The following is a 25,838-nucleotide window of genomic DNA, read 5'->3' as shown; positions in this document are numbered from 1 at the left end:
AGACAAGCACAGTGAATATCATCATAGTAGGCGCGGGCGAAGTGGGCCGGCATCTCGCGGAGAGCCTGTCCAGCCGGTTGCACAACATCATCCTGATCGAGCAGTCAGAAGCGCTCGCTGACGAGCTGAACGAGCTGCTCGACATCCATATCCTCTGCGGCAACGGTGCCTCGGTGACGACGCTCGCCGAGGCAAACACTGCCGAGTGCGATCTGTTCCTGGCGCTGAGCAGCGATGACAATACGAACCTCGTCTCCGCCTCCCTGGCCAAGTCCATGGGCGCGAAAAAAGCGATCGCCCGGGTTCACGGCGCCTTGCAACGGGAAGAGTGGCTCTTCGACTACAAAGCGCATTTCAAGATAGATTACCTCTTCAGTTCCGAGCGGCTGGCAGCAGTGGAACTGGCCAAGTTCGTGCGCAACCCGGAGTGCCTGCTGGTGGAGGAGATCGCCCGCGGCCGGGTGGAACTCCTGCAGGTGCAGCTCTCCGCCATCAGCCCGGCTGCAGGCAAAACCTTGAGGGAGATCAGCCTGCCCACCCGCGTGCGTGTGGCCTCCATCCAGCGGAACGGCTTGCAGATCATCCCAAGGGCCAACGACCAACTGCTCGCCGGGGACCTGGTGACTCTGTTCGGCGATCCCAATCGTCTGCCAGAGGTGCGTTCCCTGCTGAATCCGGAGAGCCAGCAGAACCGCCAGTTCAATGTCGTCATATTCGGCGGGGGTGAGACCGGTTGCGCGCTGGCGCAGATGCTGGAAAGCGGCAACTACCGCGTGCGCATCATGGAGCTTGACCCGAAGAAGTGCCGCGAACTGTCTGAAATCTTGCAGAACACAGTGGTCATCAATGGCGACGCCACCTCGCTCCAGCAATTACGCGAAGAACAGGTCGGCGATGCGGATTTCTTCATCGCCACCTCGCGCGATGATGAGGACAACGTGATGACATGCCTGCAGGCGAAAAGTTTGGGGACAAAATACACGCTGGCGCTCATCCACCGTGCGGACTACGCGAACGTCATCTCCCGCAACAGCACGCAACTGGGCATCATGGGGGCGGTCAGCCCACGAGTGGCGACCAGCCGTGACCTCATGCGTTTCATCACCTCGGAGAAATTCCACGTAGTGCTCACCCTGGCTGGCGGATCCGAGGTGCTGGAGCTCACGGTTTCCGAACAGAGCAGCACTGTGGGCAAGAAGGTATCGAAGATTCCCTGGCCGGAAGGCAGCGGCCTGGTGGCCATGCTGCGCGGGCAGGAGGCGATGGTCCCTTCCGCCGAGGACACCATTCTGGCCGGAGATACCGTCTACGCCATGGTATCCCCTTCAGCCCGGAAACCGATGGTCAAAATGCTGACCGATCAATGAACCTGCGCCTCCTGAGCAAGCTGATGGGTACGCTGCTGCTGCTGCTGGGCGGGATGATGTTCATCTGCCTTGGACTGGCCTATCTGCTGGACGTACGGCGCGATGGGTTCGATGCGATCGAGGGATTCTGGATATCTTCCCTGCTCACGGCCGGCACCGGCGTATTGCTCATCTATCTGGGCCGGGGCGAGAAAAGCGAACTGCTCAGAAAGGAAGCCATCGCGGTGGTAGGCATGAGCTGGCTGGTATGCAGTGCGTATGGCGCACTGCCATACATCTTTTCCGAGGCTCGGCTCACCCCTTCCGAGGCTTTTTTTGAAGCCGTCTCCGGCTTCACCACCACCGGGGCCTCCGTCTTCAGCGATGTTGAGATCTTGCCGCGCAGCATCCTGCTCTGGCGTTCCCTTACCCAATGGTTGGGCGGCCTGGGCATCCTGGTGCTGTTCGTGGCGCTGCTGACATATTTGGGAGTCGGCAGCAAGGCCCTGTTCCGCCATGAGTCCTCGGCCAAGTCCGGGGAAGGTGTCCAGGCTCGCATCCGCGATGTGGCCGCACGACTGTGGCAGATTTATCTGGGACTAAGCGTGATCTGTTTTATCGGCCTCATTGTGCTGGGTATGGACTGGTTTGACGCCATCAATCACGCTTTTGCCGCCATCTCCACCGGCGGTTTCAGCACGCGGAACGCCAGTGTGGCCGCTTTTGACAGTTTCGCCATCGAGCTGTGGCTGGTGATCTTCATGCTTATCGGCGGCATCAGCTTCATGCTTTACGCCTGGCTGTTGCGTGGCAAATGGGAACGTTGGAAGAAGGAGGAGGAGACGCAGGCTTTCCTGATCTTGGTGGCCGCAAGCACCCTGATCATCGCCTTGGACCTTTGGGTGCTGGGTTATGACCGCTCGTTCGGCAGCGCGTTACGTGATTCCCTGTTTCAGGTGGTCACCATTGTCACCACCTCAGGTTTTGCGACGGCTGACTTCGATCAATGGCCGCATTTTTCCCGGTTGGCCCTGATCTTTTTGATGTGTGTGGGCGGTTGCGCCGGCTCGACTTCGGGCGGCATCAAGGTCAGCCGCTGGCTGCTCTTCTTCAAGATCGTGCGGCTGGAGACCATCCTGGCCTTCCGCCCCAATCAGGTCATCCGCCTGAGCCTGAACGGCAATGCGACGGATGAGCAGTTGCGCGCACAAACCATCTTTTTCATCGCGCTCGCCGGAGTGACCGTGGCCTTGGGCACGGGCCTCGTCAGCCTGCTGGAACCGGGGCTGGACATCGAATCGTGTTTCTCCGCTGTCATGGCTACCCTGTTCAATATCGGCCCCGGATTGGGTGCCGTGGGGCCGACTCAGAATTTCGGTTTCCTCAGCCCGCTGACGCATCTCCTGCTGAGTTTGCTGATGATCCTCGGACGTCTGGAATTCTTCGCGATCCTGGTGCTCTTCGCCCCCTCTTTGTGGAAACGGTATTGAGTGATCAGGCGCGCTTTTGAAGCCGCTCTAACCGCTCACCGTCACATGCTTCTTCAAGCCGAGCTTCTTGATCTTGGAGACGAGGGTGGTCGGCTTGAGGCCCAACTTGGCGGCGGCGCCATCGGTTCCGTAAACTTTACCATTCGTCTTTTGCAGCGTGGCGAGAATCAACTCCCGCTCGCGAGCCTTCAAGTCGGCCAGCGTAAGCCCAGCTTGAGCATCTATCGTCAGGGGTGAAGTGACCGGCGACACCGCAGGCAACGGGCGTGATAATGTGTTGCCCAGATCGAAGCGCAATCCACCGCTCCTGGAAAGAATGACGGCGCGTTCCACCACGTTCTGCAATTCCCGCACGTTCCCCGGCCAGTCATAAGCCATCAGTTCGCGCACATGCACCTTGGCCAGCTTCGGCAACGGCACGAGCATGCGCTTGGCGGATTGTTTCAGGAAATGTTCCGTGAGTGAGGGGATGTCCTCGCGACGATCGCGCAAGGGCGGCAGCTCTATGGGGAACACGCTGAGGCGATAATATAAATCGAGGCGGAACCGACCTGCCTTCGCTTCACTCAAAAGATCACGATTCGTCGCGGCGATGAGGCGGATGTTCGTCTTGCGCGTGCGCTCCTCCCCTACCCGCTCGAACGTCCCTTCCTGCAACACACGCAGCAGTTTCGCCTGCAAATCCAAAGGTATTTCACCGATCTCATCGAGGAACAGCGTGCCGCCATCCGCCAATTCAAAGCGGCCCACGCGATCTTTCACCGCGCCAGTGAATGCACCGCGCACGTGACCGAAGAATTCGCTCTCGAACAGTTCCTTGGGGATGGACGCACAATTCACCTTCACGAGCGGACGCCCTTTGCGCCCGCTATGCTCATGGATGTCACGAGCAACGAGTTCCTTGCCCGTGCCAGATTCACCAAGGATGAGCACCGTTGCCTCCGTCGGAGCTACGACACCGATCTGCTGCAACACTTTCAGCAATGCCGGACTGGTGCCGACAATGTTGCACGTGTTCGTGTGCGATTTGATTTCGCTCAGCAGATACTCGTTCTCCAGCTCCAAATCTTTCTGCGTCTGGATGCAACTGAGCGCGCCTACCGTGCCGATGATCTCGCCTTGGGCATTGCGATACGGCGTCGCGCGCACACGGATCCAGTGCATGCTGCCGTCCTTGCGCCGGATCTCATGCTCGTATTCCTCCTCCTTGCCGCCGAGGCGCTCCTTTAAACGCCTCTCCATGATGGCCCATTCTTTCTCCGGCAGGAGTAGCTTGTAACTCACCAGGCCGAGCACTTCATCCTTCGAGTAACCCGTGATCTCTTCAAGCCGGGCATTCGCGTAAATGATCTGGCTCTCGTGATTCGTGATGAGGATGCCCTCGGTGAGACTCTCCAGCACCGTGCGATAAAGCTCCTCGCGCTTGCCCAAGATCTGCTCGAGCTGTTGCTGGCTTTTCAGCAACGTTTCCATCTCCGCCAGTCGCTGGCGAAGTTGTTCGAGTTCATTGGCAGGTGCGTTGCTATCCATGAATGCGCCATGTGGCGCAACGCAAGTAAGCGGAGGAGAGAAGAATACCGCAAGCAGGATTCACACGCGTGACCGCGAATGCAGAAGAAGATGACACGCAAACTGGCAGATCAACGAGGATTCCGGGAACGCCCGCTATCCGAGCCACCATCCCGTGGGCGGTCTCCACGTGGGGAACCGCCTCCACTCTTGTAAAGTTCTCTCAATGCTTCCTGTGCGGCCTGTTGCTTGGCTCGATCACTTGCACTGCTGCCTGCGGCGCCCCCGCTTCCCAGCAGACCCGTCCCCCGGCTGTCGCGATTCCCGAAAAGGCTGCCGCCACCCCCCCCTGCAGGTGATGTCGCAGGAGGCGCTTTGAAAGCACCGGCACCCCCTGGCGAAGGAGGTCGGGGAATGGTCGAGCGGGCGACTGTCGGGGCGGTTGCCACATTGTTCGGATCAATGATGACGATCCGCGTCACGTTCTCGTGTGTCTCGGTGTAGTAATTGAAACCATCCAAGATACGGGAAAGCCCTTCGCTGGTCGATTTACCCGTGAACTTCACGGAAACCATCTTGCTCATGCCCGGTGGCACATGGATGTCACGTCCGGTCGCCTTCTTGATGTCCGCAGCCACCGCGGAGAGCGGTTTGTTGTCTATGTCCGCATCCAAGGTGTTCGACTCTGCATGCCAGACGATGGAGTCGGCCGCCTGCATAGCGTAGCCATGCGCGAGGAAGAGGCATAGGGCCACCAGACAGGTTCTCAACAAAGAGTGGAAAGTTTTCATAGCTTATAGGCCATCTGAACGACACACGAAAACTGAGAACGGCAAATTGGGTGACGTGACAGCTAACCTATAGTCCAACACCGGTGCGCCAACAAGGTTGCTGATTGTAATGCCGGAAACATAGCAAACGTCTTCCTTTGCCTACATCATGGCCGCTTTCTTAAACGCTTCCAACTGCGGGTCTTTCGTCTTCTCCATATGTTCCTGCAAGAGCTTCTTCATCCGCTCGATCTCTTTCTGAAACTTGGGATTTGTCAGCTCGTTCGTACGTTCTTCCGGATCATTCTTCAGGTCGTAGAACGCTATGGGCGTTCCTTTGATAAATTGCTCCACGCGCGACTGTATCTTTCCATCCGTCTTGCCCGCCTCCGCCAGCGCATTGAAAGTCAGTCCGTTCATCGCCTCCACACGGAAGCTCGTCTTGCCATCCGACCACGCATGGAACATCAGCGCGTAATCTTTCGTGCGGATACAGCGTTGCGGCAAATCCTTGCCACTGCTGACCGAGTTCACGTGTGTGATCACATAGTCGCGCCCTTCCTGCTTTTCTCCCTTCAAGAGTGGCAGCCACGAACGTCCATCCATTCCGGCCGGATGCTTCACACTAAGCACATCGAGCAACGTCGGCATGACATCCACACTGCTCACGAATTCTTCACGCTTTTGCGGCTTGCCCATTCCCGGCCAGCGCATAAGCACAGGGGAACGCGTGCCATTAAAATAGACTGATGCTTTTGAGAATGGCGTCGAGATGCCGTGGTCCGACATGAACATGACCACTGTATTGTCTTCCTGCCCGCTCGCTTTCAATGCGGCCATGACTTCGCCAAACGTCACATCCAGGCGTTTGATGCTGGTGTAATACTGTGCCATCTCCTCTCGCACCAGCGGAACGTCCTCCAGAAACTTTGGCACACTCACCTGCTCTGCTTTTAATGGCTCCACCACGTCCTCACCGGATTTCTTCACTGCTTTACCTTCATTACCGGCCTTGCCCTTCTTCGCCTTCTTCTGCTCGCCTTGGGCACTGCCATAAAAAGGCCGGTGCGGGTCCGTTATGTTCGCATTGATGAAGAAGGGTTTGCCTGCCTTTTTTGCTTCGGCGAGTGCTTCTTCCATCTGCGAACGGAAGAGTTTTGGATTCTTGCCCGAGCCATCGAATGGATGATCCCACGGAAACTTCTCCTTCGGCGCCATGTGCTGCGTCTTGTTGATAGCCGCCGTGTAATAACCCTGTTCTTTCAACACCTCCACCAACGTCGGCACATCCAGGTTGATCGGATTGAAACCGGTCCCACCATTGCGATGCGGCACACGTCCCGTCATGATCGCCTGTCGCCCCGGCTGACAGATCGGCACCGTCACATGATTGTTCACGAACTGATGTGACGTCTTGGCCAACGCATCCACGTTCGGTGTCAGCTTCAGCGGGTTGCCCATCCAGCCCGGCGAATCCGCATTCATATCATCCGCCGTGATGATGAGCAGATTGAATTTCGTTTTGGCTTCGGCGGCAGTGAGTTGCGCACTCACCGCCAGCAATGCCAGCACCGCCAATAAAACATATCGAATCGCCTTCATGGTCTTCCTGAATGGACGTTGCGACGGCGGTTTAAGTTACGTGTTCCCCTTACTCAGCTACCTTCCCGCCACCTGCCCCTTCCACTGGCGGCTCTGATTTCTTCCGATACCCCTTCGTCGGCTGGTAATTCGCGCCCGGCAATTGTTCCCAAGGCACCACGCCCACTTCATCCGCCCATTGTTGATAACGGACGCTCATCTCCTGCACACGTTTCGGATACTTCGCCGCAAGATTATTCACTTCCGTGCGATCTTTGCCCAGATCGTATAACTCCCAATCACCTTTGAAGGTCGCTACCAGTTTCCAATCCCCTATTCGATACGCGCGATTGCCTTCATGCTCCCATCCCAGCGTGCGTTCACTCCCGCGCTTGCCTTGCAAAACCGGCACCAAGCTCGTGCCAGCCAAAGGCTTCAAATCAAAACTGCGATAACGCGTGGGATATTCGCCACCGGCTAGCTCCAGAAACGTCGGCATCAAGTCAATGACATGACCGACTTCACCGGTGATCTTGCCACGCGTCTTGGTAATACCAGCAGGCCAATGCGCGATGAACGGCGTGCTGATGCCGCCCTCATGCACCCACATCTTATTCTCGCGGAAAGGCGTGTTCGCCGCATTCGCCCAGCCGATCTCAAGGCAGCGATGCGATTCTTTCGTGCCCGTCACGCTGCCGGGCTTGTGACCTCGCGCGGGATTGGGCCATGAGTCGAGCGCCTCGGCACTCGCTCCGTTGTCCGACAGGAACACCACCAACGTGTTCTCCTCCGCGCCCATCTTCCTCACCATTTCCATCACTCGCCCGATGCCTTGATCCATGCAATCGATCATCGCCGCATGCACGGCCATGCGCAGGTCCCATTCGTCTTTCTCCGCCTCAGATACATCCGTCCATGCTTTGGCCACTGGATCGCGCGGGGAGAGTTTTGCTTTCTTGTCAATGATTCCCAGCTCCTGCTGTTTCGCGAACCGTGTCTCGCGCAGCTTGTCCCAGCCTTCACGATATTTGCCGCGATATTTCGCGATATCCTCAGGCTTCGCGTGCAGCGGAAAATGCGGTGCGGTGTAACAAAGATGCAGGAAGAACGGTTTGTCCTTATGACGGGCCTGATGTTCGTCCAAAAGCCTTACACCCCAATAGCTGAACGCATCGGTCGCATAGAAGTTGTCACCCGGTTTGATATTTTCACGATCCATGTAGAGCGGTTGCAGGGCGAAGTAATTGCCGCCACCGCCTGAACCATACGCACGGTCAAAGCCCCGGCTCATGGGATGATTGCGCGGTTCCGCTTTCGCCCCGATGCCGCCCACATGCCACTTGCCTACGTGATAGGTGCGATAGCCGGACTCACGCAGAAGCTCCGCGATCGTGGCGCTATTGTCATTCAAACCGCTGGTGTAACCCGGCTTCTTGAAATCCTGCAGCATGTGCCCCACTCCCGCCTGATGTGGATACAACCCTGTAAGCAACGCCGCGCGTGTGGGACAGCAGCGTGCGCCATTGTAGAACTGGGTGAAGCGAAGCCCGTTCGCCGCGAGCTTGTCGAGGTTCGGCGTTTTAATCTCGGAGCCGTAACAGCCGAGATCAGAGTAGCCCATGTCATCGGCGAGGATGAGGATGATGTTGGGCTGCGTAGCGGAATGAACGGAAACAGAGCTGCACAACATCAAGGCTAGGAATACGGCCAGCCGTCGCCAAACGAGGTTCATGCCGGGATAATGACGGGCAGAGGGTGTGAGGCAAGGCTGCAATCGTCATCGTTGATTGCCACGACAAGATCCTTTCGTTAAGGTGCTATGAGTCCTATGGAGAAACCCCTTAAGCGCAAATTACTTTGGGCCATATTGCTCACTGTGATTGGTTGCGTATGCTTTGCCGGATATAGTGCCATCGTAACATGGCGGAAAATCCCGGAAGCTTACGCCGCTTGGGACACAGGCACTCTTCTTGTTGAGTATATGAAAGCCCATGATGATCAATGGCCCAAATCGTGGGATGACCTGCTCACCATCATGGATGGCAAAACCGGAAGCGATTTCATGCTGCGAGGACGAGGCGGTCTAGATAAAGAATATGCAATTTCACTGCGTCAAAAAATCTTGATCGACTGGAGTTTTGACCCAAGAACACGACATCCTGAGCGCCCCGTAAGACCGCTGGACGGAAAACCTTTTCCCGTCACTTGGAAAGGCGCTGAGCCAAATCAAATGGTCCGCGACCATCTCGACTCCCGCTCCAAATCATCACCGAAATGATGGTGATAAAAGCAAAACGGCGCTGTCCTTTTCAGAACAGCGCCGTCATGTAGGAATTATCTAAATCAATTCTGCGGATAGCCCACCAGCTTCTGCTTCTCTTCGTCCCACAGGCGGAACGTCAGGGACTTCAAACTGCTGATCAGCGTGATCGGTTTCACCTGTTGGAAGAGCGGTTCCGCATTATGGCACTTTTCCAGATTATAGTTCGGGATGCGTGAGCTGAGATGGTGGATGTGATGGAACCCGATGTTACCGGAGAACCATTGCAGTATCTTCGGCAGCTTGTAGAAGGAACTGCCCTTGATCGCCGCCGTCAGGAAATCCCACTTCTCGCTCCGTTCCCAGTAAGTATCCTCGAACTGATGTTGTACGTAGAAGAGCCACACACCGGCCGTCGCGGCCACACCCATCACAATCACTTGTAACAGGATGTAGGTCTTGAAACCGAAGATCATGCTCATGCCGGCGATCATGCCGGCGAGGGCCAGATTCATCCACAGGGCCGAGCGTTGTTCACGTTTGCTGCCTTTCTGATTGGGTACGCGCTGATAGATCATGAACAGGAACAAAGGTGCCACGGTGAACAGGATGAACGGATTACGATTCAAACGATAGGCGAGGCGTTTCCATTTCGAGGAGGCCTGATATTCCTTCACCGTCATCGTCCACACATCACCCACACTGCGGCGATCGAGGTCACCATTCGTGGCGTGATGCACGGCATGTTCCCAGCGCCATTGATAGTAAGGGGTGAAGGTGATCATGCCCGTGATGAAACCCACCACATTGTTCGCCGTGCGTGAGGCGAAGAAGGAACCATGACCGCAATCATGGAAAATGATGAATGCCCGGACCACAAACCCGGCAGCGAGAATGGCCAAGGGAATGGTATATAGCCAGGAAACCTGCACAGTGAAGTACATCGCCCACCACAAAGCCGCTAAAGGAACGAGTGTATTGACCATCTGCCAGACGGCCTTGCCCAGCGAAGGCTTCTCATACTTGGCCACGATGGCTTTCCAGGCAGGAGCAGCGGCGGTCGGCGCGGGCGTAGCGGCTTTGCGTTCCTCAACGGTCGAGGCAATGGCGTTAATCATATTTTCTTTATGCAGACTGCCGAAGATTCAAATGTGCCTTGTCATCGGCCTAACGTGAATTTTCGACTGGGAACCGTAGGCCATTCGACCCCGACATTCAATCTCCAAAATTCGGCAAATTTTGGAGGAGACAGACCAGAATTTGACCATTCAGACACGACTGCATACTGCACTTAAATGCTATCCATCAACTAGCAGGTATCAGTGGCAGAGGGAGTTAGGATGGAAAGGCGGAGGCACACCAATATCTGTTCGACCATCGGGTGCAAGCACAGCAGCACAAATTAAGTAAAAACACGGGATTCAGCGGCATCACTGCCCGAGAACTGAAAAAAAATCTCACTCCCCGATGATCTTCACCAGCACGCGCTTCTTCCGGTTCCCATCGAACTCACCGTAAAATATCTGTTCCCACGGTCCCATATCCAGCCGACCCTTTGTAATGGCCACGACCACTTCACGACCCATGATCTGGCGTTTCATGTGGGCGTCGGCGTTATCTTCACCGGTGCGATTGTGGTGATACTGGGCGGTGGGGGCATGGGGTGCGAGTTTCTCCAGCCACACCTCGTAATCGTGATGGAGGCCGCTTTCATCGTCATTGATGAACACGGAGGCGGTGATGTGCATGGCGTTTACCAAGCATAAGCCCTCTTGGACACCGCTCTTCTTCACCAAGGCTTCCACGGTAGGCGTGATGTTCTCGAAACCGCGTCGGCCGGGGATCTCGAACCAGAGGTGTTCCGTCAGGGATTTCATGGTGTCTGCCATTTTACAACAGCAGGAAAAACTGGCCAAGGGGATTACTCACATGGCTGAACCCCATGATAGCAAGGCACTTGAAGGCGATTTTCCAGTCGCATAAAAAAAGTATTTCACCTGTTGACGGTCAGAGGGGTGGTCGCTAGATTGTGCGCCCGTTTGCGTTCCAGAGTAGCTCAATGGTAGAGCACGCGGCTGTTAACCGTGTGGTTGTAGGTTCGAGTCCTACCTCTGGAGCCACTTCTTGTTTTCTGCAATTTTCCCTTAGTTTTTAACCATTTCTCTTTAGGCCTTACTGCAATTTGCACCAAAAGGCATGTTTCCAGATAGGGTTTTCGTCCCGAGTCAAGGGGGTGCTTCTCCTCGTGGCGGCAATTTGCAAGGCAGCAGACCTTATACCAGCCATAAAGCGGGCGGTTAACAATTGTGTCAACTGTGCCAAATTACGGCTAATTTGAAATGTGTTTAAGTATCAACAGTTCTGCTAGAGCTGTGGAGAAACGTCCGAAGAACGACGACCTCCGCATGCTGAAACCAAATCAAGTGCGAATCCGGCTATATGCTGATGATGAGCAAGTTGTACGACGCATCTCCGAACACACACGGCTTTCTTCAACCGATGTGGTGAGCATGATCCTTCATGCGGCCCTACGTTCGATAGATGAGAATGGCGGCCAGTTCTCGCTGCCATTGCGCTTCGACATCTCAGAGCAAGCTGCTACTCCGCCGCCGCGCGCGAAGGCGAAGTCTAAAAAAGCGCGAATGTCATGAACGACAAGCTCGATGTCTATAACAAGACGCTGACGGAATGGGACGAATTCCGGAAGTGGTGCGAAGATCGTCGCGGCCCTATGGTAGTGGCGCGTGATCTGGCCTTGTTTGTGGAGCTATTCCGCGAAACGCAGGAACGTCTCCGTCACGCCCAACTGCTCAAATGCGTGGGCGCCAATGGCTCTGGCCGTTCCTCCAACGACAAAGCGGAATAGCGCTCACCGCGCCGCTACACCGGGTTGGCCGCTTGCGGCCGTGGTCTTCTTCTCGCTGATGCACCACAGATGACTGTGGGTGCGGAGGAAAAGCTCCCCGTCTGCTACCGCCACCGATGAGTTCGATTTCTCTTTGGCTCCGAGCGTATTGATGGCGAGCAACTCGAACTTGGGGCTTGCGCGGAAAACGATGCCGTCACCGCCTTGCGTCAAGGCGTAGAGGCGGTCGCCGGAACGCATCAGGGATGACCAGTTTTGACCGGTCGGTCCGGGGCCTTTGATGCGCTCTTCCCAGACGAGCTTGCCGGTCTTGAGTTCGAAACACTCGGCCACGCCTGGATCATTCAGGATGTAGATGTGGCCTTCGTAAATCACACCAGAACCGATTCGTTGCTTGGTTTTCGGATGCTGCCAGAGACGTGTGGCGGTGACGTCGCCATTGCCACCGGCTTTCACCGCGGCGGCTGAGCCGTTGAATCCGCCCATGCCCACGACGATGCCGTCACTATATAGCGGTGAGGTGTAAACGAGCGGGTTTAAGCCATCGCACGTCCACAGTTCTTTGCCGTTCTTGGGGTCGTAAGCGCAGATGCGTTTGGGCCAGGTCATGATGAGTTCATCGCGGCCATTGACTTGGCGCAGGATGGGGTCGCTCCAAGAGCCGATCCAGATGTCTGTATTCTTTTTATTGGGCTCGGGATTGCCCGCGCCACCGCCGGGTTCGTTATGCTGCCACACGGTTTCGCCGGTGCGCTTGTTCATGGCGACGAGAAATGTTTTCTCGCCGGGACCGTAATTCAGATAGCACAGATCACCGAAAATCACGGGTGAAGCGGCGTGGCCCCAGATGTGGACTTGCTTGCCGAGATCGCGCTTCCACAATTCTTTTCCGTTCAGATCGTAGCAATACACGCCAGCGGAACCGAAGGAGGCAATGATGCGTTCACCATCGGTGACAGGTGAGGCGGAACAATAGGGATTCGTGGCGTGAGTGGCTTCAGGCTCGGCGTAAACAGGGCCTTGTTGCCAGAGGAGTTTGCCATTCGCGCGGTCGAAGCACATGAGCGTGCGGCGTTTATCTACTGTTTGCGTGATAAACACTTTGTTGCCCCAAACGATAGGCGTGGAATTGCCAGGGCCGGGCAAGGCGACTTTCCAGCGAACGCTGTTGGTGGTGTCCCATTTCAGCGGGAGGTTGGATTCACTAGTGACGCCATCACCATTGGCACCGCGCCATGAAGGCCAGTTGGCGGCAGAAGCGGAAAAGACGATGAAGGATACGACCAGACCAAGGCACAGCCGTGACGTATTCATAGGGAATTTTCGGATGAAGCAAAGGATAGCAGGTTTGCGCGATGTGGGTAGATGAAAAGCGTCACCTATTTATTGGCCCACCAGCGGTCTGCGGCTACAGGGTCTTGGCGAGTGCGGCGAGCATCTTCGACCATGCTTCTTCTGAACGCACAACGAAGTCGGCCCATTCAGGAGCCATCTCATGGATCAGTGCGAGTTCGCAGCCCTCCTCCATTGGCGTGATGTCGATGATCACCTTGCTGGGTTCGCCACCGACTTGCGTCACGGCCCAGGTGAAGACAAGGCGCGTGGGGCGTTGGATCTCCAAGTATTCGCCGACATGATCGAACTGCTTGCCTTGGCGATTTACGATGAAGGAGAATTTTCCACCGACCTTGGGTGAGGTCTTCAGGCTGATGATCTCTTCATCGCGGATGGTTGGGCCGAACATCCAGTGGCCGATCTGCAACGGGTCCAGCCAGGCGGAGAAGACACGTTCAGCGGGAACATTGAAATGACGCTGAACTTTGGCTTGGGGTTTCGGTTGGACACTGGATGACATGGTGAATGGAAGGTCGGCTGAGAGGAGTAGTTTGTCCAGATGGGATGATGCAACCTCGTAAGCGCCTGAACTGCCGGCTGGAATCCGGCAGCACGGGGTCTGTGTCTCGTCGATTTTGATGAAAAACATTCACGAAATACCGGTTGCACAACCGGCGCGGAGGAGTAGGTTGCCTTAGTAGTAGTGGTAGCAAAGCAGGTTAAAACGGTGTGTTCTTTAAAACCGGTTTTCAGATCTACAGATAGATGAATGAATGTCTGACGGAATTTATACAGTTTCGTCACGAAGCCGCCGCAGTGCTGGCAAAAAGCCCCCGAAAAGGCTGAGCCGGTGCTGCGGCCTTTTCTTTGTTCAAGGAGCAGTTCTGGAAAAAATTCTGCCGTCCCTGACGGGACTGAGGCTGCATCAGCCAGCGTACCCCAGCGATGAATCGCATGGGCTATTGGCTTTCGCCCTCCGGGCTGAGGGCGAATTTTGCGTCGCTAACGCGACGCTCACTCTGCGAGGAGATGGACGGCGGCTTGGAAAGCCGCCGCTATGAATCTTTCCGTGCCTAGCGGCACGAAACCGCAGTTCCGAGTAACGCCCTCGGTAAAAATTATCCGGAGCGCAGACAGTTCATTTATGACAAAAGTGTGACATATGGAGAGCCGACTTGGGCTACTGTTCTGGCAAATGGAGGAAGGTGGGTTACGTTTCCCGACGATCGCCAAACCGAAAGATACAATCCGTCCATTTTACTCACTGAAATTATTTTCAGAAAAGTGAGGGGTATGACAGCGGATGTCATACCGGGCGGTTTAGGATGAGAGTGTAGAAAATGAAAACGGACGAGAATAGGACACGCTTTGAGGTTACGCGGGCACCCCTCACCCCGGCCCTCTCCCCTCCGATGGGAGAGGGAGGTTCAGCGTTGTCTTGCTTTCCCAGTCCACTGGCATTCCGGAAAGCATTATCAGCATACGCACGCAGAAACATGGAAACGAACTCGCGGCTTGATTGCCGGACAGAACGGCTCTGTAATGTGGCCACGCCCATGAAAGCATCACTCTTGCTTGCCTGCCGGTTCGTGCTTCTCACCATCGGCCTTGCTGCCGGTCCACTGCTTCACGCGGCGGAAGCCACCAAACCTAACTTTGTCATCATCAATGTGGATGATCTGGGTTATGCGGATATCGGGCCGTTCGGGTCCAAGTTGAATCGCACGCCGCACTTGGATCGCATGGCGAAGGAGGGAATGAAGTTCACTTCGTTCTATGCGGCGCCGGTTTGCTCGCCATCGCGGGCGCAGTTGATGACGGGGTCTTACTTCAAACGCGTGAGTGTGAATCGCGTGTTCTTCCCCGGCGAAGCGGAAGGGCTGGCGCCGAGCGAGATCACCGTGGCGGAGTTGCTGAAGGAGCAAGGTTACGCCACGGCGTGCATCGGGAAGTGGCATCTGGGTGATCAACGCGGCATGCTGCCGACGCATCAGGGTTTTGATTATTATTACGGCATCCCCTACTCCAACGACATGGGCCCGGCGATTGAAGGAGCGCGAAGCAATCTGGGCGACATGCCTCCTGAGGACAAGGCTGATGAGAAAAAGCGCAAGGCACCAAAGCATCCGCCGCTGCCGTTGATCCGCGGGGATTCGGAACTCGTCATCCGCGTGAAGGCGCAGGAGCAGACGGAGCTGGTGGAGCGTTACACGCGCGAATCGATCAAGTTCATCGAGCGCAACAAGGACAAGCCGTTCTTCCTCTACCTGCCGCATTCCTCGGTGCATTTCCCGATCTATCCGGGCAAGAATTTCGCGGGGAAATCGCCGAACGGGATTTACAGCGATTGGGTAGAGGAGACGGATTGGAGCGTGGGGCAAGTATTGGACAAGTTGCGCGAACTGAAGCTGGAGGCGAAGACGCTCGTGATCTTCACGAGTGACAATGGCGGCACGGCGCGCGGGAAGAACACGCCTTTGCGCGGGTTCAAGGCGAGCACGTTCGAGGGCGGAATGCGCGCGTGCACTATCGCGTGGTGGCCGGGAACGGTTCCCGCGAAGGAGAGCACGGATGAGATCACGGGGATGATCGATATCTTGCCAACATTTGCCGCACTCGCAGGCGGTAAATTGCCGACAGATCGCAAATTAGATGGGCAGGACATCACTCCATTGCTGACGGGCAAGAAGGATGCGAAGGGTCATGAGAAGTATTTTTATTATCGGGCAGGATCGCGGGAAGGCGGCACGCTAGAGGCCGTGCGCTCGGGACAATGGAAGTTGGAACTAAAAACCGGCAAGCTCTATGACCTGAAGAAGGATATCGAGGAATCGAAAGACGTGGCGGAGAAGAATGAGGAGACGGTGAAACTACTCAAGGCGTACGCAGATTTGGCTCGTGCGGATCTGGGCGATGGGAATACCGGACCGGGATGCCGTCCGCTGGGCAAGGCGGCGACGGCGAAGCCGATCATGGATCAGGATGGACTTTTGAGGAAGGGGTTTAAGGCGGTAGGCAGGTGAATGAAGAAGGAATGAGCAATGACCAATATCGGAAACATCGAACACCGGTTGCACCGGTGGGCCATAACATCGAACTCTGAACATCGAGTGAAAGACGCGGCGTTGAATCGTCGTGAGTGGTTAAAGGGTTTGGGATGTGTTGGTGTGGCGATGGGGATTAGTGGCGGGGATCTGTTTGGAGCGGAGACGATTGACTGGCGAAAGAAGGTTTTTAGTTATTTGGCGCAGCATCCGCGGGCGGATGGTGGGTATGCTTGGGGTGACCAGGAGGAGTCGCATCTCACGCCAACGTTTGCGGTGATCGGGTGTTATAAGTTGTTAGGAGAATTGCCGCCGGAGCCGAAGAAACTGGCGGAATGGGTGCGGGCGAATCATCCGCTGCGAAAGAAGAAACCGGAGCAGGACATCCTCAGCTTCGTGTATCAACAGGTGCAAAGCCTCGTGTGGCTCGGGGACAAGGCGGAGGATTTGCAGCCACGCGTGAAGGCGATGGTGAAACCGTATCGCTACCTGCCGCAGTATGAGAAGCATTCGTATCCGGTGTTTGAATCAGAGATGACGGCTTTCGTGGGGCGCGAGTTGCTGGGGCTGCCATTCACGGATCTGGATCCGGAATTCATCCACTATGTGGATGAACGGCGACGGGCGAATGGGAGTTTCAATAACACGCCGAACGCAAAGAACAGCGATGGCAATGTGCTGAACACGTGGTGGGGCTTGCAGGCGATGCGCGTGCAGAATCGCCTGGACGAGAAGCGTGAGGAGACGGTGGCGTGGTTGCGCGAGTGCCAGTTGGCGAGCGGTGGCTTTACGCATCAACCGGGAGCGAAAGTTGGGGTACTGGATGATGTGGCTTACACGCGGGCGGCGGTAAGATCATTGAAATTACTGAATGCAGAACCGGGGAACCGGGAGACGTGTCTCAAGTATTTGTTCTCATTATGGAATGAGGATGGCGGGTTTGGGGATCGACCGGGGTGGCAGAGCAATCCGCTGGCAACGTATTACGCGCTGGATGCGTTGAGTGCTTTGGGCGTGCTGGATCAATTGACGAAGCAGACGCCGCAACTGGCCGCGAAGAAGGCGTTACCGAAGGATCTGAAGATTTGGTCGATACAGATCGAAGCGCATGGGCAAGGCAGTCCGACGGAAGCGGTGCTGATGGCAAAGTCGCTCGGCATCCATCTCTGGGGCGCGAAGAACGCGTCGGCGAAGTGGCTGGCGAAGGCACAAGCCCTAGCGGAAGAGGAGAAAGTGCCGGTGAAGTTTTTTGTGGCGAATGAGGAATACGGTACGTGGGTGGATTTCAATGGCTTCGGCACCTACAGCCACACGAGCGATATCATCGCGCCTGCGGGAGCAGAGATCGGTGAATCGCTGGGCAAGGCGGGTGATGTGTCTTGGGAAGAATTTCGCGAACGACGCTTGAAGCCGTTGGAGAATGGGCAAGGACGGCTCATCTGGCAGTTTGGCGAGAATGAGGCACTAGTACGCGTGTTATTGGATGATTCGATCCAGCGCGGCGGGTTCGCGGCGATCAGTACGTTTCATTTTGGAAACCCGCGGTTCACAAACACGTCGCCTTGGCTCATGCGGTACCGCGGGCAAATCCCGTTCATCGCGTTACAAGACGCGCATGGACCGGAGGCGTGGTGGTTCGGCGACATGACGACGGGCTTCCGCACGCTCTTTCTAGCAAAGGAACCGACGTGGGAAGGCTGGCTTGAGGCGTTGAAGAATAATTGGGTGGCAGCGGTGCGGCGCGATGCGAATAGCGAGGGCAAGCTGTGGATGCATAGCGGCTCGAAGGAAGTCGCGGATTTCGTGAAGCAAGGTGAGCTGGGCTGGCGCTGGTGGGATAATCCGAATATCCAACGACCGTTGGCGTCGATAGTAGTGGTGCGGGCGGAGGATGAGTTTGAGGCGGGCAAACCAGAGAGCGGAATGAATATCCGGGTGCGTTGCCAGTGGGAGAATACGGCGCAAGGGGCACCGAAGACGGAACGGGTGCAGTTGGTGAGGTTGCTGATCGATGAACAAGTCATCGCGACGAAGGAAGTGCGGAAAGGTGCGGCGCCGAAGATCGCGGATGTGTATCATGAATGTGCGGTGCCGGCGCTGAAACCGGGCAAGCATGTGGTGACGGCGGAGGTGAAGATTTTGGATGGTGGGAAGGTGGAGAAGGTAGTGAGGGAATTTGTGGTGGCTTAGTTAAAATGCGATTTGGAGATACTGGGCATATGAGGTCTTACATGTCATTTATCAGGTTGATGGGGTTGTTTTGTCTATTTGGGTTATTTGCCATTTCAGCAAAAGCCCAACAAGCGACCAAATCGAAAGTCTTCAAAGCGGGTGCCGCCACGAGCAATATCACGCCCTTTCTGGGCGCGGGCATTGTGGGGAATTTTACAGTGCCGCCAGCCACGCACATCCGCGATGAACTTCATGCGCGTTGTCTCGTGCTGGATGATGGCACGACGAAGCTGGTGTTTGTGGTGGTGGATAGCGTGTCGGTGAACCGCGAGGTGTTCGATGCGGCGAAGAAACAGATCACCGAAGCAACGGGCATCCCGGCGGAGAACATGATGATGTCTGCCACACACACGCATTCGGGTCCCAGCGCGCGCGGGGCGAATGCGTTGGCGGTGGGCAAGCCGTTCGATGATTATCAAACGTTTCTAACACAACGCATCGCGGATGGCGTGAGGCGCGCGGTGAACAATCTGCAACCGGCGCGTCTGGGTTACGGTGCGGGTGCCGTGCCGCAACATGTGTTCAACCGCCGCTGGAAGATGAAACCGGGCACGAAGATGACGAATCCTTTCGGTGAAGAAGACAAGGTGGTGATGAATCCCGGCGTGGGAAATCCGAACTTGCTCGAACCCGCTGGCCCCACGGACCCGCAGGTGTCGTTCATCTCGGTGCAATCGACGAATGGTGTTCCCCTCGCCTTGCTCGCGAACTACTCACTGCATTACGTGGGCGGTGTGCCGACAGGTGCCATCTCCGCAGATTATTTCGCGGTGTTCGCCAATCGCATCGGGGAGTTACTCAAGGCGGAACGCACAGATGCACCTTTTGTCGGCATTCTGGCAAATGGGCCCTGCGGCGATGTGAACAATATCAACTTTGCCGGGAAATCGGAGAAACGTGCACCTTATGAGAAGATGAAGATCGTGGCGGAGGATGTGGCGCAGGAGGTCTTGAAGGTTTATCAGAAAACGGAGCATCACGACTGGGTGGAACTGAAAGCGGCGCAGAGTGAATTGACCTTAGCCATGCGCGTGGCCACACCGGAACAGGTGAAGTGGGCGAAGGAGACGTTGGCTAAACCAACAACCATCTCCCCTATCCACCGACTGGAGAAAGTGTATGCAGAACGGACCTTGAGCGCGGCCGAGTGGCCGAAGGAGGTGAGCATCCTTCTGCAAGCGTTCCGCATCGGCGAGTTCGCCGTAGCAGCGATCCCGTTTGAGACATTCACGGAGACGGGATTGGAATTGAAGGCGAAGAGTCCGATCAAGCCGATGTTCGTGATTGAGCTGGCGAATGGCGGTTATGGTTACCTGCCCACGCCGGAGCAGCATGAGTTGGGCGGTTACGAGACATGGTTAGGGACGAACCGGGTGGAGAAAGAGGCGTCGCGGAAGATTGTGGCGCAATTGCTGGAATTGCTGGGGAAGATCAAGTAAACGATTAAAATTGAATGTTGATGGTTATGAACCAACTAGCAACACTTTCGACATGTCGGTGCGCCTTATCTATATTGACGAATCATACGATGCCTCCAAGTTTTGCTTGTCTGCAATTGTCATACGTCACTCCGAATGGAATACATGTTTTGAACTAGTTTTGGAACACCGGCGAAAATTGAAACGCGACTATGGCATTTTTCTGCGTAAAGAAATTCACGCCACAGAGTTTGTTGCTGGTAGAGGCAAAATTAGCGATCGCCTTATTGGAAAATGGGAGAGGAGTAGGATATTTCTGGGATTGCTAGAATTAACAGCTTCTCTACCTAAGGTATTGTGCTTCAATGTTTGCTTGGATAGTACCAATCATGAAGATCCACAAATGGCGGCCTGGGATCGGCTTTTGAATCGCATAGAAAGAACTCTGCTAGAATTTGAACGCCGAGAAATCCCTGAAAGACGGACACTAACTGACGAAGCCGTGATAGGAATGCAAACCGAGCGCGCTGAGTCATTAAGGATCAGATTAAACGATTACAGTGCTCGTGGTTTAATCGTTGCCGACGAAGGAAGAGAGCACGACATCACAAAAGCACTCAGAAAAATGAAGGTATACAATCCAATACCCTCACAATTCGGGGCTTGGCCAAATGGACAAACAACGCAAAATATCACTACTAGAAGAATTCTGGAGGATCCCGTCTTCAAACCGTCGTTCCAGTCTTACTTTATCCAACTGGCAGATTGTATAGCTTTTTCCCTCTTGAAAAGAGAAGTCGCCCCCACGTCAAACATTCAGAAATATCGCATCAACAAGATGTTTGACGATACGGTCACGGGCATTTGTTACAAGCCGGCGTCACCTAAAGATCCACTTGGAATTGTCCGGGCATAAAAAAGGGCCGCTTTCGCGGCCCAAGCAAGCACGGATGACCGCCGCTAAAGACGGGCCGCGCAAGCAAATGTAATATCGTCATATTTGACGATACTGTCCAGCATAATAGGAAAGCAATCCAAGCAAAACAACCACTTGCGTCAACGTTACTATGTCCGGACACCTGCTGTTCCCCCTCATCGCCAGTTGGTTGTATGTATTCGGCGTGCTGCTGGTGAAGCGCTCGGGTGATTACGGCGTGGGCGTGTATCGCACCACCTTCGTGGCGAATGTCACTACGGGCATCGTGTTTCTGCTGCTCCTGTTCCTGCATGCGGAGCCATTTCCCGGCTGGCAGCATATTTGGGAACCCGCCGCGACCGCCCTGCTCTTCATCGGCGGGCAAGTGCTCACATTTTACGCAGTGAACAAAGGGGATGTCTCCATCGCTACACCAGTGCTTGGAGTGAAGATCATTTTGGTGGCGCTCTTTACCACGTTGATAATCGGTGAACCGGTGGCCGTGAAACTCTGGATCTCGGCCGTGATGAGTGTGGCGGCGATCGCGCTATTGAATCGCGGCGGCAAGAGCCAGCAACAGCATCATCATGTGAAACTCACCATCGCCTCGGCGGGTGGAGCAGCGCTAGTATTCGCGCTGTTCGATGTCTTTGTGCAGAAGTATTCGCCTGCGTGGGGTGCTGGCCGATTTCTGCCGATCATGATGGGGATGGTGGCGGTGTTTTCGTTAGGCTTTATCCCCTTTTTCTCCGCACCGCTACGCGATCTCTCGCCCACGGCTTGGAAATGGCTGGGAGGCGGCAGTTTCTTCATGGCGGCTCAAGGCATCTTTTTCATCTCCACGTTAGCGGTGTATGGGAAGGCGACGGCCTCCAACATCATGTACAGCTCACGCGGTCTCTGGAGTGTGGTGGCGGTGTGGCTCATCGGACATTGGTTCAAGAACCAGGAGCAGCAATTGGGCGCAGCCGTGCTTAAGTGGCGATTGGCGGGAGCAGTGCTGATGCTGGCGGCGATTGTGTTGGCATTGGGATAAGAGGTTAACCGCGAACTACGCGGAATACGCGAACAGGAGATTGAACAGGCGGTCGTGTTCGCTTCGCTATTCCATGCATTTCTGTCCTTCCGCAATGCGTTTCAGCCATTACACTCTCCGCATTGCATGAAGATCCGGTTTGTATCTAAAGGTTGGCAGGCGGCATTGCTCGCCATGCTCACGTTAGTTCGCGTAGACGCGGCTGAATTCCCCAAGCTCTACAATAGCGAGACGGACTTGAGCGTGAAGATCATGCCCGCCGAGGAAGTGGTGAAGAATCTCACGCTGCCGCCGGGCTTCAAGGCCACGGTCTATGCCGCGGAACCGGATGTGCAGAATCCCATCGCGATGACATGGGATTCGCGAGGACGTTTGTGGGTGGCGGAGAATTACACCTATTCCGAGCGCAAGGTGAAGTTCGACATGAATCTGCGTGATCGCCTGCTGATCTTTGAAGACCGCGATGGCGATGGCAAATTCGACAAGCGCACGGTGTTCACGGATCAGGTACAGATGTTGAGCAGTGTGGAGATCGGCCTCGGCGGTGTGTGGCTGATGTGCCCACCACAGGTGCTCTTCATCCCGGATCGCGATGGCGATGACAAACCGGATGGCCCGACAGAAGTGGTGCTCGATGGGTTCAATCCACCCGCAGAAAATTATCACAACTTCGCCAATGGCCTGAAGTTCGGTCCCGATGGCTGGCTCTACGGCCGCTGCGGTGCCTCCAGTCCCGGCGAGATAGGCATTCCCGGAACACCTGCTAAGGAACGCATCCCGATGCGTGGTGGTATGTGGCGCTACAATCCGCAGACGAAGGTGTTCGAGGCGTTGACGTCCGGCACGACGAATCCTTGGGGACATGACTGGAACAAGTTCGGCGAACTGTTCTTTATCAACACGGTGAATGGGCATCTGTGGCATGCGACGCCAGGCTCACACTATGTCCGCCCGCACACGATTGATCCGAACACACACACGTATGGACTAATCGACACGCACGCGGATCATTGGCATTTTGATACAGGCAAGAGCTGGACGGATTCGCGCGATGGCAAGGCGGACAGTTACGGCGGCGGTCACGCGCACATCGGCATGATGATTTATCAGGGCGATAACTGGCCGATCGAGTATCAGGACAAGCTCTTCACGCTGAACATGCACGGACGGCGCGTGAACCGCGAGATTCTGCAACGCGATGGCTCCGGATACGTGGGAAAACACGGCGAAGACATGCTGCAGTTCACGGATAAATGGTTCCGTGGCATGGAACTGAGCTGCGGACCGGATGGTGGCGTTTACATCGCGGATTGGAGCGATACTGGTGAATGCCATGATAACACGGGCGTGCATCGCGAGAGCGGTCGCATCTACAAGATTGTCTCTGGCAAACCCAAGCGCCCTGCCCTGCGCGATCTGCGCATCCTTACGGATGGGCAGCTCATCAACCTGCAACGGCATTACAACGTGTGGTTCGCCAATCAGGCGCGGATGGAACTCGCAGACCGTTTCCAACGCGGCACGCTTCTCTCTGATTCCGTCAAGGAAGCGCTGGCTCTCTATAAGAGTGAAAACGACATCCCGCTGAAGCTCCGTATCTTCTGGACGCTCAATGCGATCGGCGCGGCGGATGAAACATTCCTGCGCACGCAATTGAGCAGCCGCTTGAATCCGGATGAAGAGTACATCCGCGCATGGTCGATACGCCTGCTCACGGACAAGTGGCCGCTGGACACGACGATGAGCCAACGACCAGCTGGCAATGAAGTAACCCCTTCGAAATCTCTCATGAACCAATTGGTGCGATTGGCGAAAGATGAGAAGTCTGCGGCGGTGCGCTTGGTTCTCGCTTCCACGCTGCAACGCTTACCCCTAGCGCAACGAGCGGACTTAGCCACAGCCCTGGTTGCACACAAGGAAGACGCGGACGACCACAATCTTCCGCTGCTCATCTGGTATGGCTTGATCCCGCTGGGCAACAGCAATCCGGAACAGCTCGCCAGCATCGCAGCACGTTGTGAACTGCCGAAAACACGGCAATACATCACGCGTCGATTGGCGGAAGATTTGGAGAAAAATCCGACGCATCTGAGTGCTGTGCTACAAACAGCGGCAAAGAAATCGGATGCGTTCCAAAAAGATGTGCTGACGGGATTATCCGAAGCGATGCGCGGCTGGCGCAAGGCGGCCAAGCCAGCGGCGTGGGATTCTCTAGCCGCTTCGGCAAATCGCTCGAAGGATGAGAAGGTCACGGCCTTGGTCCGCGAATTGAGCGTGGTGTTCGGCGATGGTCGCGCGCTGGATGATGTGAAGACGCTCGCACTCGATGGCAAGGCAGACATCGCCGCGCGCAAGGCGGCACTGCAAACGATCATCGACAGCAAGCCAGCAGACATGCGGCAGATTTGCGAGCAGTTGCTGAGCGTGCGCTTCTTGAATCCCGTCGCAGCACGCGGATTGGCGCAGTTCAATGATCCGCTCATCGGCGACAAGCTGGTGAAGGCTTACAAAGGGTTTCATCCCTCGGAACGGCCGCAGTTGCTGGCCACGCTGGTGTCGCGACCGATCTTCGCGAAATCGTTGTTGGATGCGATCGGTGCGAATGTGGTGCCGAAGGATGACTTGTCCGCCTTCCACGCGCGGCAAATCCGCAGCTTCAATGATGAGAAGCTGAATCAGCGTCTCGGCGAAGTGTGGGGACAAATCCGTGATTCTGACGACGACAAGAAGAAGTTGATGACGGAATGGAAGGCGAAGCTCACGAAGGATGTCTTGAGCAAAGCAGACAAGAGCGCGGGGCGCGAGGTCTTCGCACTGGTTTGCGCGAACTGTCATAAGCTTTACGGCGAAGGCGGCAGCATCGGGCCTGACCTGACAGGTGCAGGCCGCGATAACATCGATTTCCTCCTGGAGAACATCATCGATCCGAGCGGCGTGGTGAACGCGGACTTCCGCATGTCCGTGGTGGACCTGAAGGATGGTCGCACGTTGAACGGCGTGATCCGCTCGAAGAACGCGCGCACGCTCTCGGTGCAGACGATGACAGAGCTGTTGACCATCGAGCAAACGGAAGTGGACAAACTCGCGGAGTCCACGCTCTCGCTGATGCCCGAAGGCTTGGTGGAAGCGCTGACAGAACAACAGGTGCGGGACGTAATCGCGTATCTGATGCATCCTGGCCAAGTGCCGTTGCCCGCAACAAAAAAGTGAAGACCTGTGCGCCTCTACGATGCCCACAATCATCTGCAAGACGATCGCTTCGGCGGCAGGCACGCGGAATTAATCGTCGCCGCCGAAGCGGAGGGCATCGCACGCATGGTGGTGAATGGCGCGTGCGAGGAAGATTGGGCACAGGTGCAGGAACTGGCGCAGAAGCATGTGATCGTGCAACCAAGCTTCGGTTATCATCCGTGGTATCTGCACGAGCGCACGGAACGGTGGCAAAGTGAGTTGGTGCGCTTTCTCGATGAGACACCACACGCAGCAGTTGGAGAGATCGGCTTGGACAAATGGAAACCGGATTTGCCATACGAAGGTCAGGAAGAAGTATTCGTATGGCAATTGCGATTAGCTGCAGAACGCAATCTCGCGGCGAGCATTCATTGCCTCCAGTCATGGGGGCCGATCTTCCAATTGCTTAGAAAAGAGCCGCGGCCTGAACGAGGTTTCCTGCTTCATTCTTACGGTGGTCCTGCGGAGATGATCCGGCCACTCGCCAAGATCGGTGCTTACTTCTCATTTCCGGGCTATTACCTGCTCGACCGTAAAGAGCGCCAGCGCGAGACCTTCAAGCAAGTTCCGCTGGAACGCTTGCTGGTGGAGACGGATGCGCCGGACCAGTCATTGCCCGAAGAACTGAATCGGCATCCGCTCTCAGACGCTTCCACCAGCAAGGTGATCAATCATCCGGCAAATCTACGCGCGGTGTATGATGGTCTCGCGAAAGTGCGGGGAATGGCGGTTGAGGACTTGAGCGAACAGGTGGAGGAGAATTTTAAGCGTCTGTTTGGTGCATAACCGAAGCTTGAAGACAAT

Annotated in this window: 20 protein-coding genes and 1 tRNA gene; 13 read left to right on the top strand and 8 right to left on the bottom strand. The window is 55.8% G+C overall.

Features of this window, described 5'->3' with window-relative positions; all coding sequences use genetic code 11:
- Positions 1-11 precede the first annotated feature (11 nt).
- Positions 12-1,367, top strand: coding sequence for a Trk system potassium transporter TrkA (gene trkA, locus VGH19_05830; GenBank protein HEY1170872.1), 1,356 nt, complete (start codon positions 12-14; stop codon positions 1,365-1,367).
- A complete protein-coding gene (locus tag VGH19_05825) occupies positions 1,364-2,836 on the top strand; it encodes a TrkH family potassium uptake protein (GenBank protein HEY1170871.1) in 1,473 nt (490 codons plus the stop codon). Before trkA ends, VGH19_05825 begins: the two co-directional genes overlap by 4 nt.
- Before the next feature lie 27 nt (positions 2,837-2,863).
- Here the strand turns inward: VGH19_05825 and VGH19_05820 are convergent, their stop codons facing one another.
- The 4 genes from VGH19_05820 to VGH19_05805 form a co-directional block, all read right to left on the bottom strand.
- Positions 2,864-4,366 (bottom strand): sigma 54-interacting transcriptional regulator, encoded by a 1,503-nt coding sequence (locus VGH19_05820; protein ID HEY1170870.1) that lies wholly within the window; start codon positions 4,364-4,366, stop codon positions 2,864-2,866.
- A gap of 110 nt (positions 4,367-4,476) precedes the next feature.
- Positions 4,477-5,136 (bottom strand): hypothetical protein, encoded by a 660-nt coding sequence (locus tag VGH19_05815; protein ID HEY1170869.1) that lies wholly within the window; start codon positions 5,134-5,136, stop codon positions 4,477-4,479.
- A gap of 141 nt (positions 5,137-5,277) precedes the next feature.
- Positions 5,278-6,717, bottom strand: a complete 1,440-nt coding sequence (locus tag VGH19_05810) for a sulfatase (GenBank protein HEY1170868.1) — start codon at positions 6,715-6,717, stop codon at positions 5,278-5,280.
- A gap of 49 nt (positions 6,718-6,766) precedes the next feature.
- Entirely contained in the window at positions 6,767-8,428 is a 1,662-nt protein-coding gene (locus tag VGH19_05805; protein ID HEY1170867.1) for an arylsulfatase, read from the bottom strand.
- Positions 8,429-8,515: 87 nt separating this feature from the next.
- Here VGH19_05805 and VGH19_05800 point away from each other — a divergent pair, with 87 nt between their 5' ends.
- On the top strand, positions 8,516-8,974 hold the full coding sequence (locus tag VGH19_05800; GenBank protein ID HEY1170866.1) for a hypothetical protein: 459 nt from the start codon (positions 8,516-8,518) through the stop codon (positions 8,972-8,974).
- 65 nt (positions 8,975-9,039) lie between these two features.
- On the opposite strand, the gene VGH19_05795 is transcribed toward VGH19_05800, so the two are convergent.
- Both VGH19_05795 and VGH19_05790 read right to left on the bottom strand, forming a co-directional pair.
- Positions 9,040-10,074 carry a fatty acid desaturase gene (locus VGH19_05795; protein ID HEY1170865.1) on the bottom strand — a complete coding sequence of 345 codons (1,035 nt, stop codon included), beginning with the start codon at positions 10,072-10,074 and terminating at the stop codon, positions 9,040-9,042.
- A gap of 339 nt (positions 10,075-10,413) precedes the next feature.
- Positions 10,414-10,833, bottom strand: a complete 420-nt coding sequence (locus VGH19_05790) for a secondary thiamine-phosphate synthase enzyme YjbQ (protein HEY1170864.1) — start codon at positions 10,831-10,833, stop codon at positions 10,414-10,416.
- 168 nt (positions 10,834-11,001) lie between these two features.
- Here VGH19_05790 and VGH19_05785 point away from each other — a divergent pair.
- The 3 genes from VGH19_05785 to VGH19_05775 all read left to right on the top strand — a co-directional run bounded on the left by VGH19_05785 (position 11,002) and on the right by VGH19_05775 (position 11,822).
- A tRNA-Asn gene (locus VGH19_05785) sits at positions 11,002-11,076 on the top strand.
- Positions 11,077-11,295: 219 nt separating this feature from the next.
- Positions 11,296-11,607, top strand: coding sequence for a hypothetical protein (locus VGH19_05780; protein HEY1170863.1), 312 nt, complete (start codon positions 11,296-11,298; stop codon positions 11,605-11,607).
- Positions 11,604-11,822 (top strand): hypothetical protein, encoded by a 219-nt coding sequence (locus tag VGH19_05775; protein HEY1170862.1) that lies wholly within the window; start codon positions 11,604-11,606, stop codon positions 11,820-11,822. The genes VGH19_05780 and VGH19_05775 overlap by 4 nt, the downstream gene beginning before the upstream one ends.
- Before the next feature lie 3 nt (positions 11,823-11,825).
- Here VGH19_05775 and VGH19_05770 read toward each other — a convergent pair whose 3' ends face one another.
- Both VGH19_05770 and VGH19_05765 read right to left on the bottom strand, forming a co-directional pair.
- A complete protein-coding gene (locus VGH19_05770) occupies positions 11,826-13,136 on the bottom strand; it encodes a PQQ-binding-like beta-propeller repeat protein (protein ID HEY1170861.1) in 1,311 nt (436 codons plus the stop codon).
- A gap of 94 nt (positions 13,137-13,230) precedes the next feature.
- A complete protein-coding gene (locus tag VGH19_05765; protein HEY1170860.1) occupies positions 13,231-13,677 on the bottom strand; it encodes an SRPBCC family protein in 447 nt (148 codons plus the stop codon).
- A 1,036-nt stretch (positions 13,678-14,713) separates the two neighbouring features.
- On the opposite strand from VGH19_05765, the gene VGH19_05760 reads away from it, so the two are divergent.
- From VGH19_05760 to VGH19_05730, 7 genes are all read left to right on the top strand, one after another.
- Positions 14,714-16,180: a sulfatase gene (locus VGH19_05760; protein ID HEY1170859.1), complete on the top strand. Its 1,467-nt coding sequence runs from the start codon at positions 14,714-14,716 to the stop codon at positions 16,178-16,180.
- 18 nt (positions 16,181-16,198) lie between these two features.
- Entirely contained in the window at positions 16,199-18,391 is a 2,193-nt protein-coding gene (locus VGH19_05755; GenBank protein HEY1170858.1) for a prenyltransferase/squalene oxidase repeat-containing protein, read from the top strand.
- A 41-nt stretch (positions 18,392-18,432) separates the two neighbouring features.
- Entirely contained in the window at positions 18,433-19,872 is a 1,440-nt protein-coding gene (locus VGH19_05750) for a neutral/alkaline non-lysosomal ceramidase N-terminal domain-containing protein (protein ID HEY1170857.1), read from the top strand.
- Positions 19,873-19,924: 52 nt separating this feature from the next.
- Positions 19,925-20,767, top strand: coding sequence for a DUF3800 domain-containing protein (locus VGH19_05745; protein ID HEY1170856.1), 843 nt, complete (start codon positions 19,925-19,927; stop codon positions 20,765-20,767).
- Positions 20,768-20,918: 151 nt separating this feature from the next.
- Positions 20,919-21,803 carry a DMT family transporter gene (locus VGH19_05740; protein ID HEY1170855.1) on the top strand — a complete coding sequence of 295 codons (885 nt, stop codon included), beginning with the start codon at positions 20,919-20,921 and terminating at the stop codon, positions 21,801-21,803.
- A 126-nt stretch (positions 21,804-21,929) separates the two neighbouring features.
- Positions 21,930-25,013 (top strand): PVC-type heme-binding CxxCH protein, encoded by a 3,084-nt coding sequence (locus VGH19_05735; GenBank protein ID HEY1170854.1) that lies wholly within the window; start codon positions 21,930-21,932, stop codon positions 25,011-25,013.
- Between the two features lie 6 nt (positions 25,014-25,019).
- Positions 25,020-25,820, top strand: coding sequence for a TatD family hydrolase (locus VGH19_05730; GenBank protein HEY1170853.1), 801 nt, complete (start codon positions 25,020-25,022; stop codon positions 25,818-25,820).
- Positions 25,821-25,838 lie beyond the last annotated feature (18 nt).

Source organism: Verrucomicrobiia bacterium, from assembly GCA_036405135.1.
Lineage (GTDB): Bacteria > Verrucomicrobiota > Verrucomicrobiia > Limisphaerales > JAEYXS01 > JAEYXS01.
This window is presented reverse-complemented; position numbering and strand designations above follow the sequence as displayed.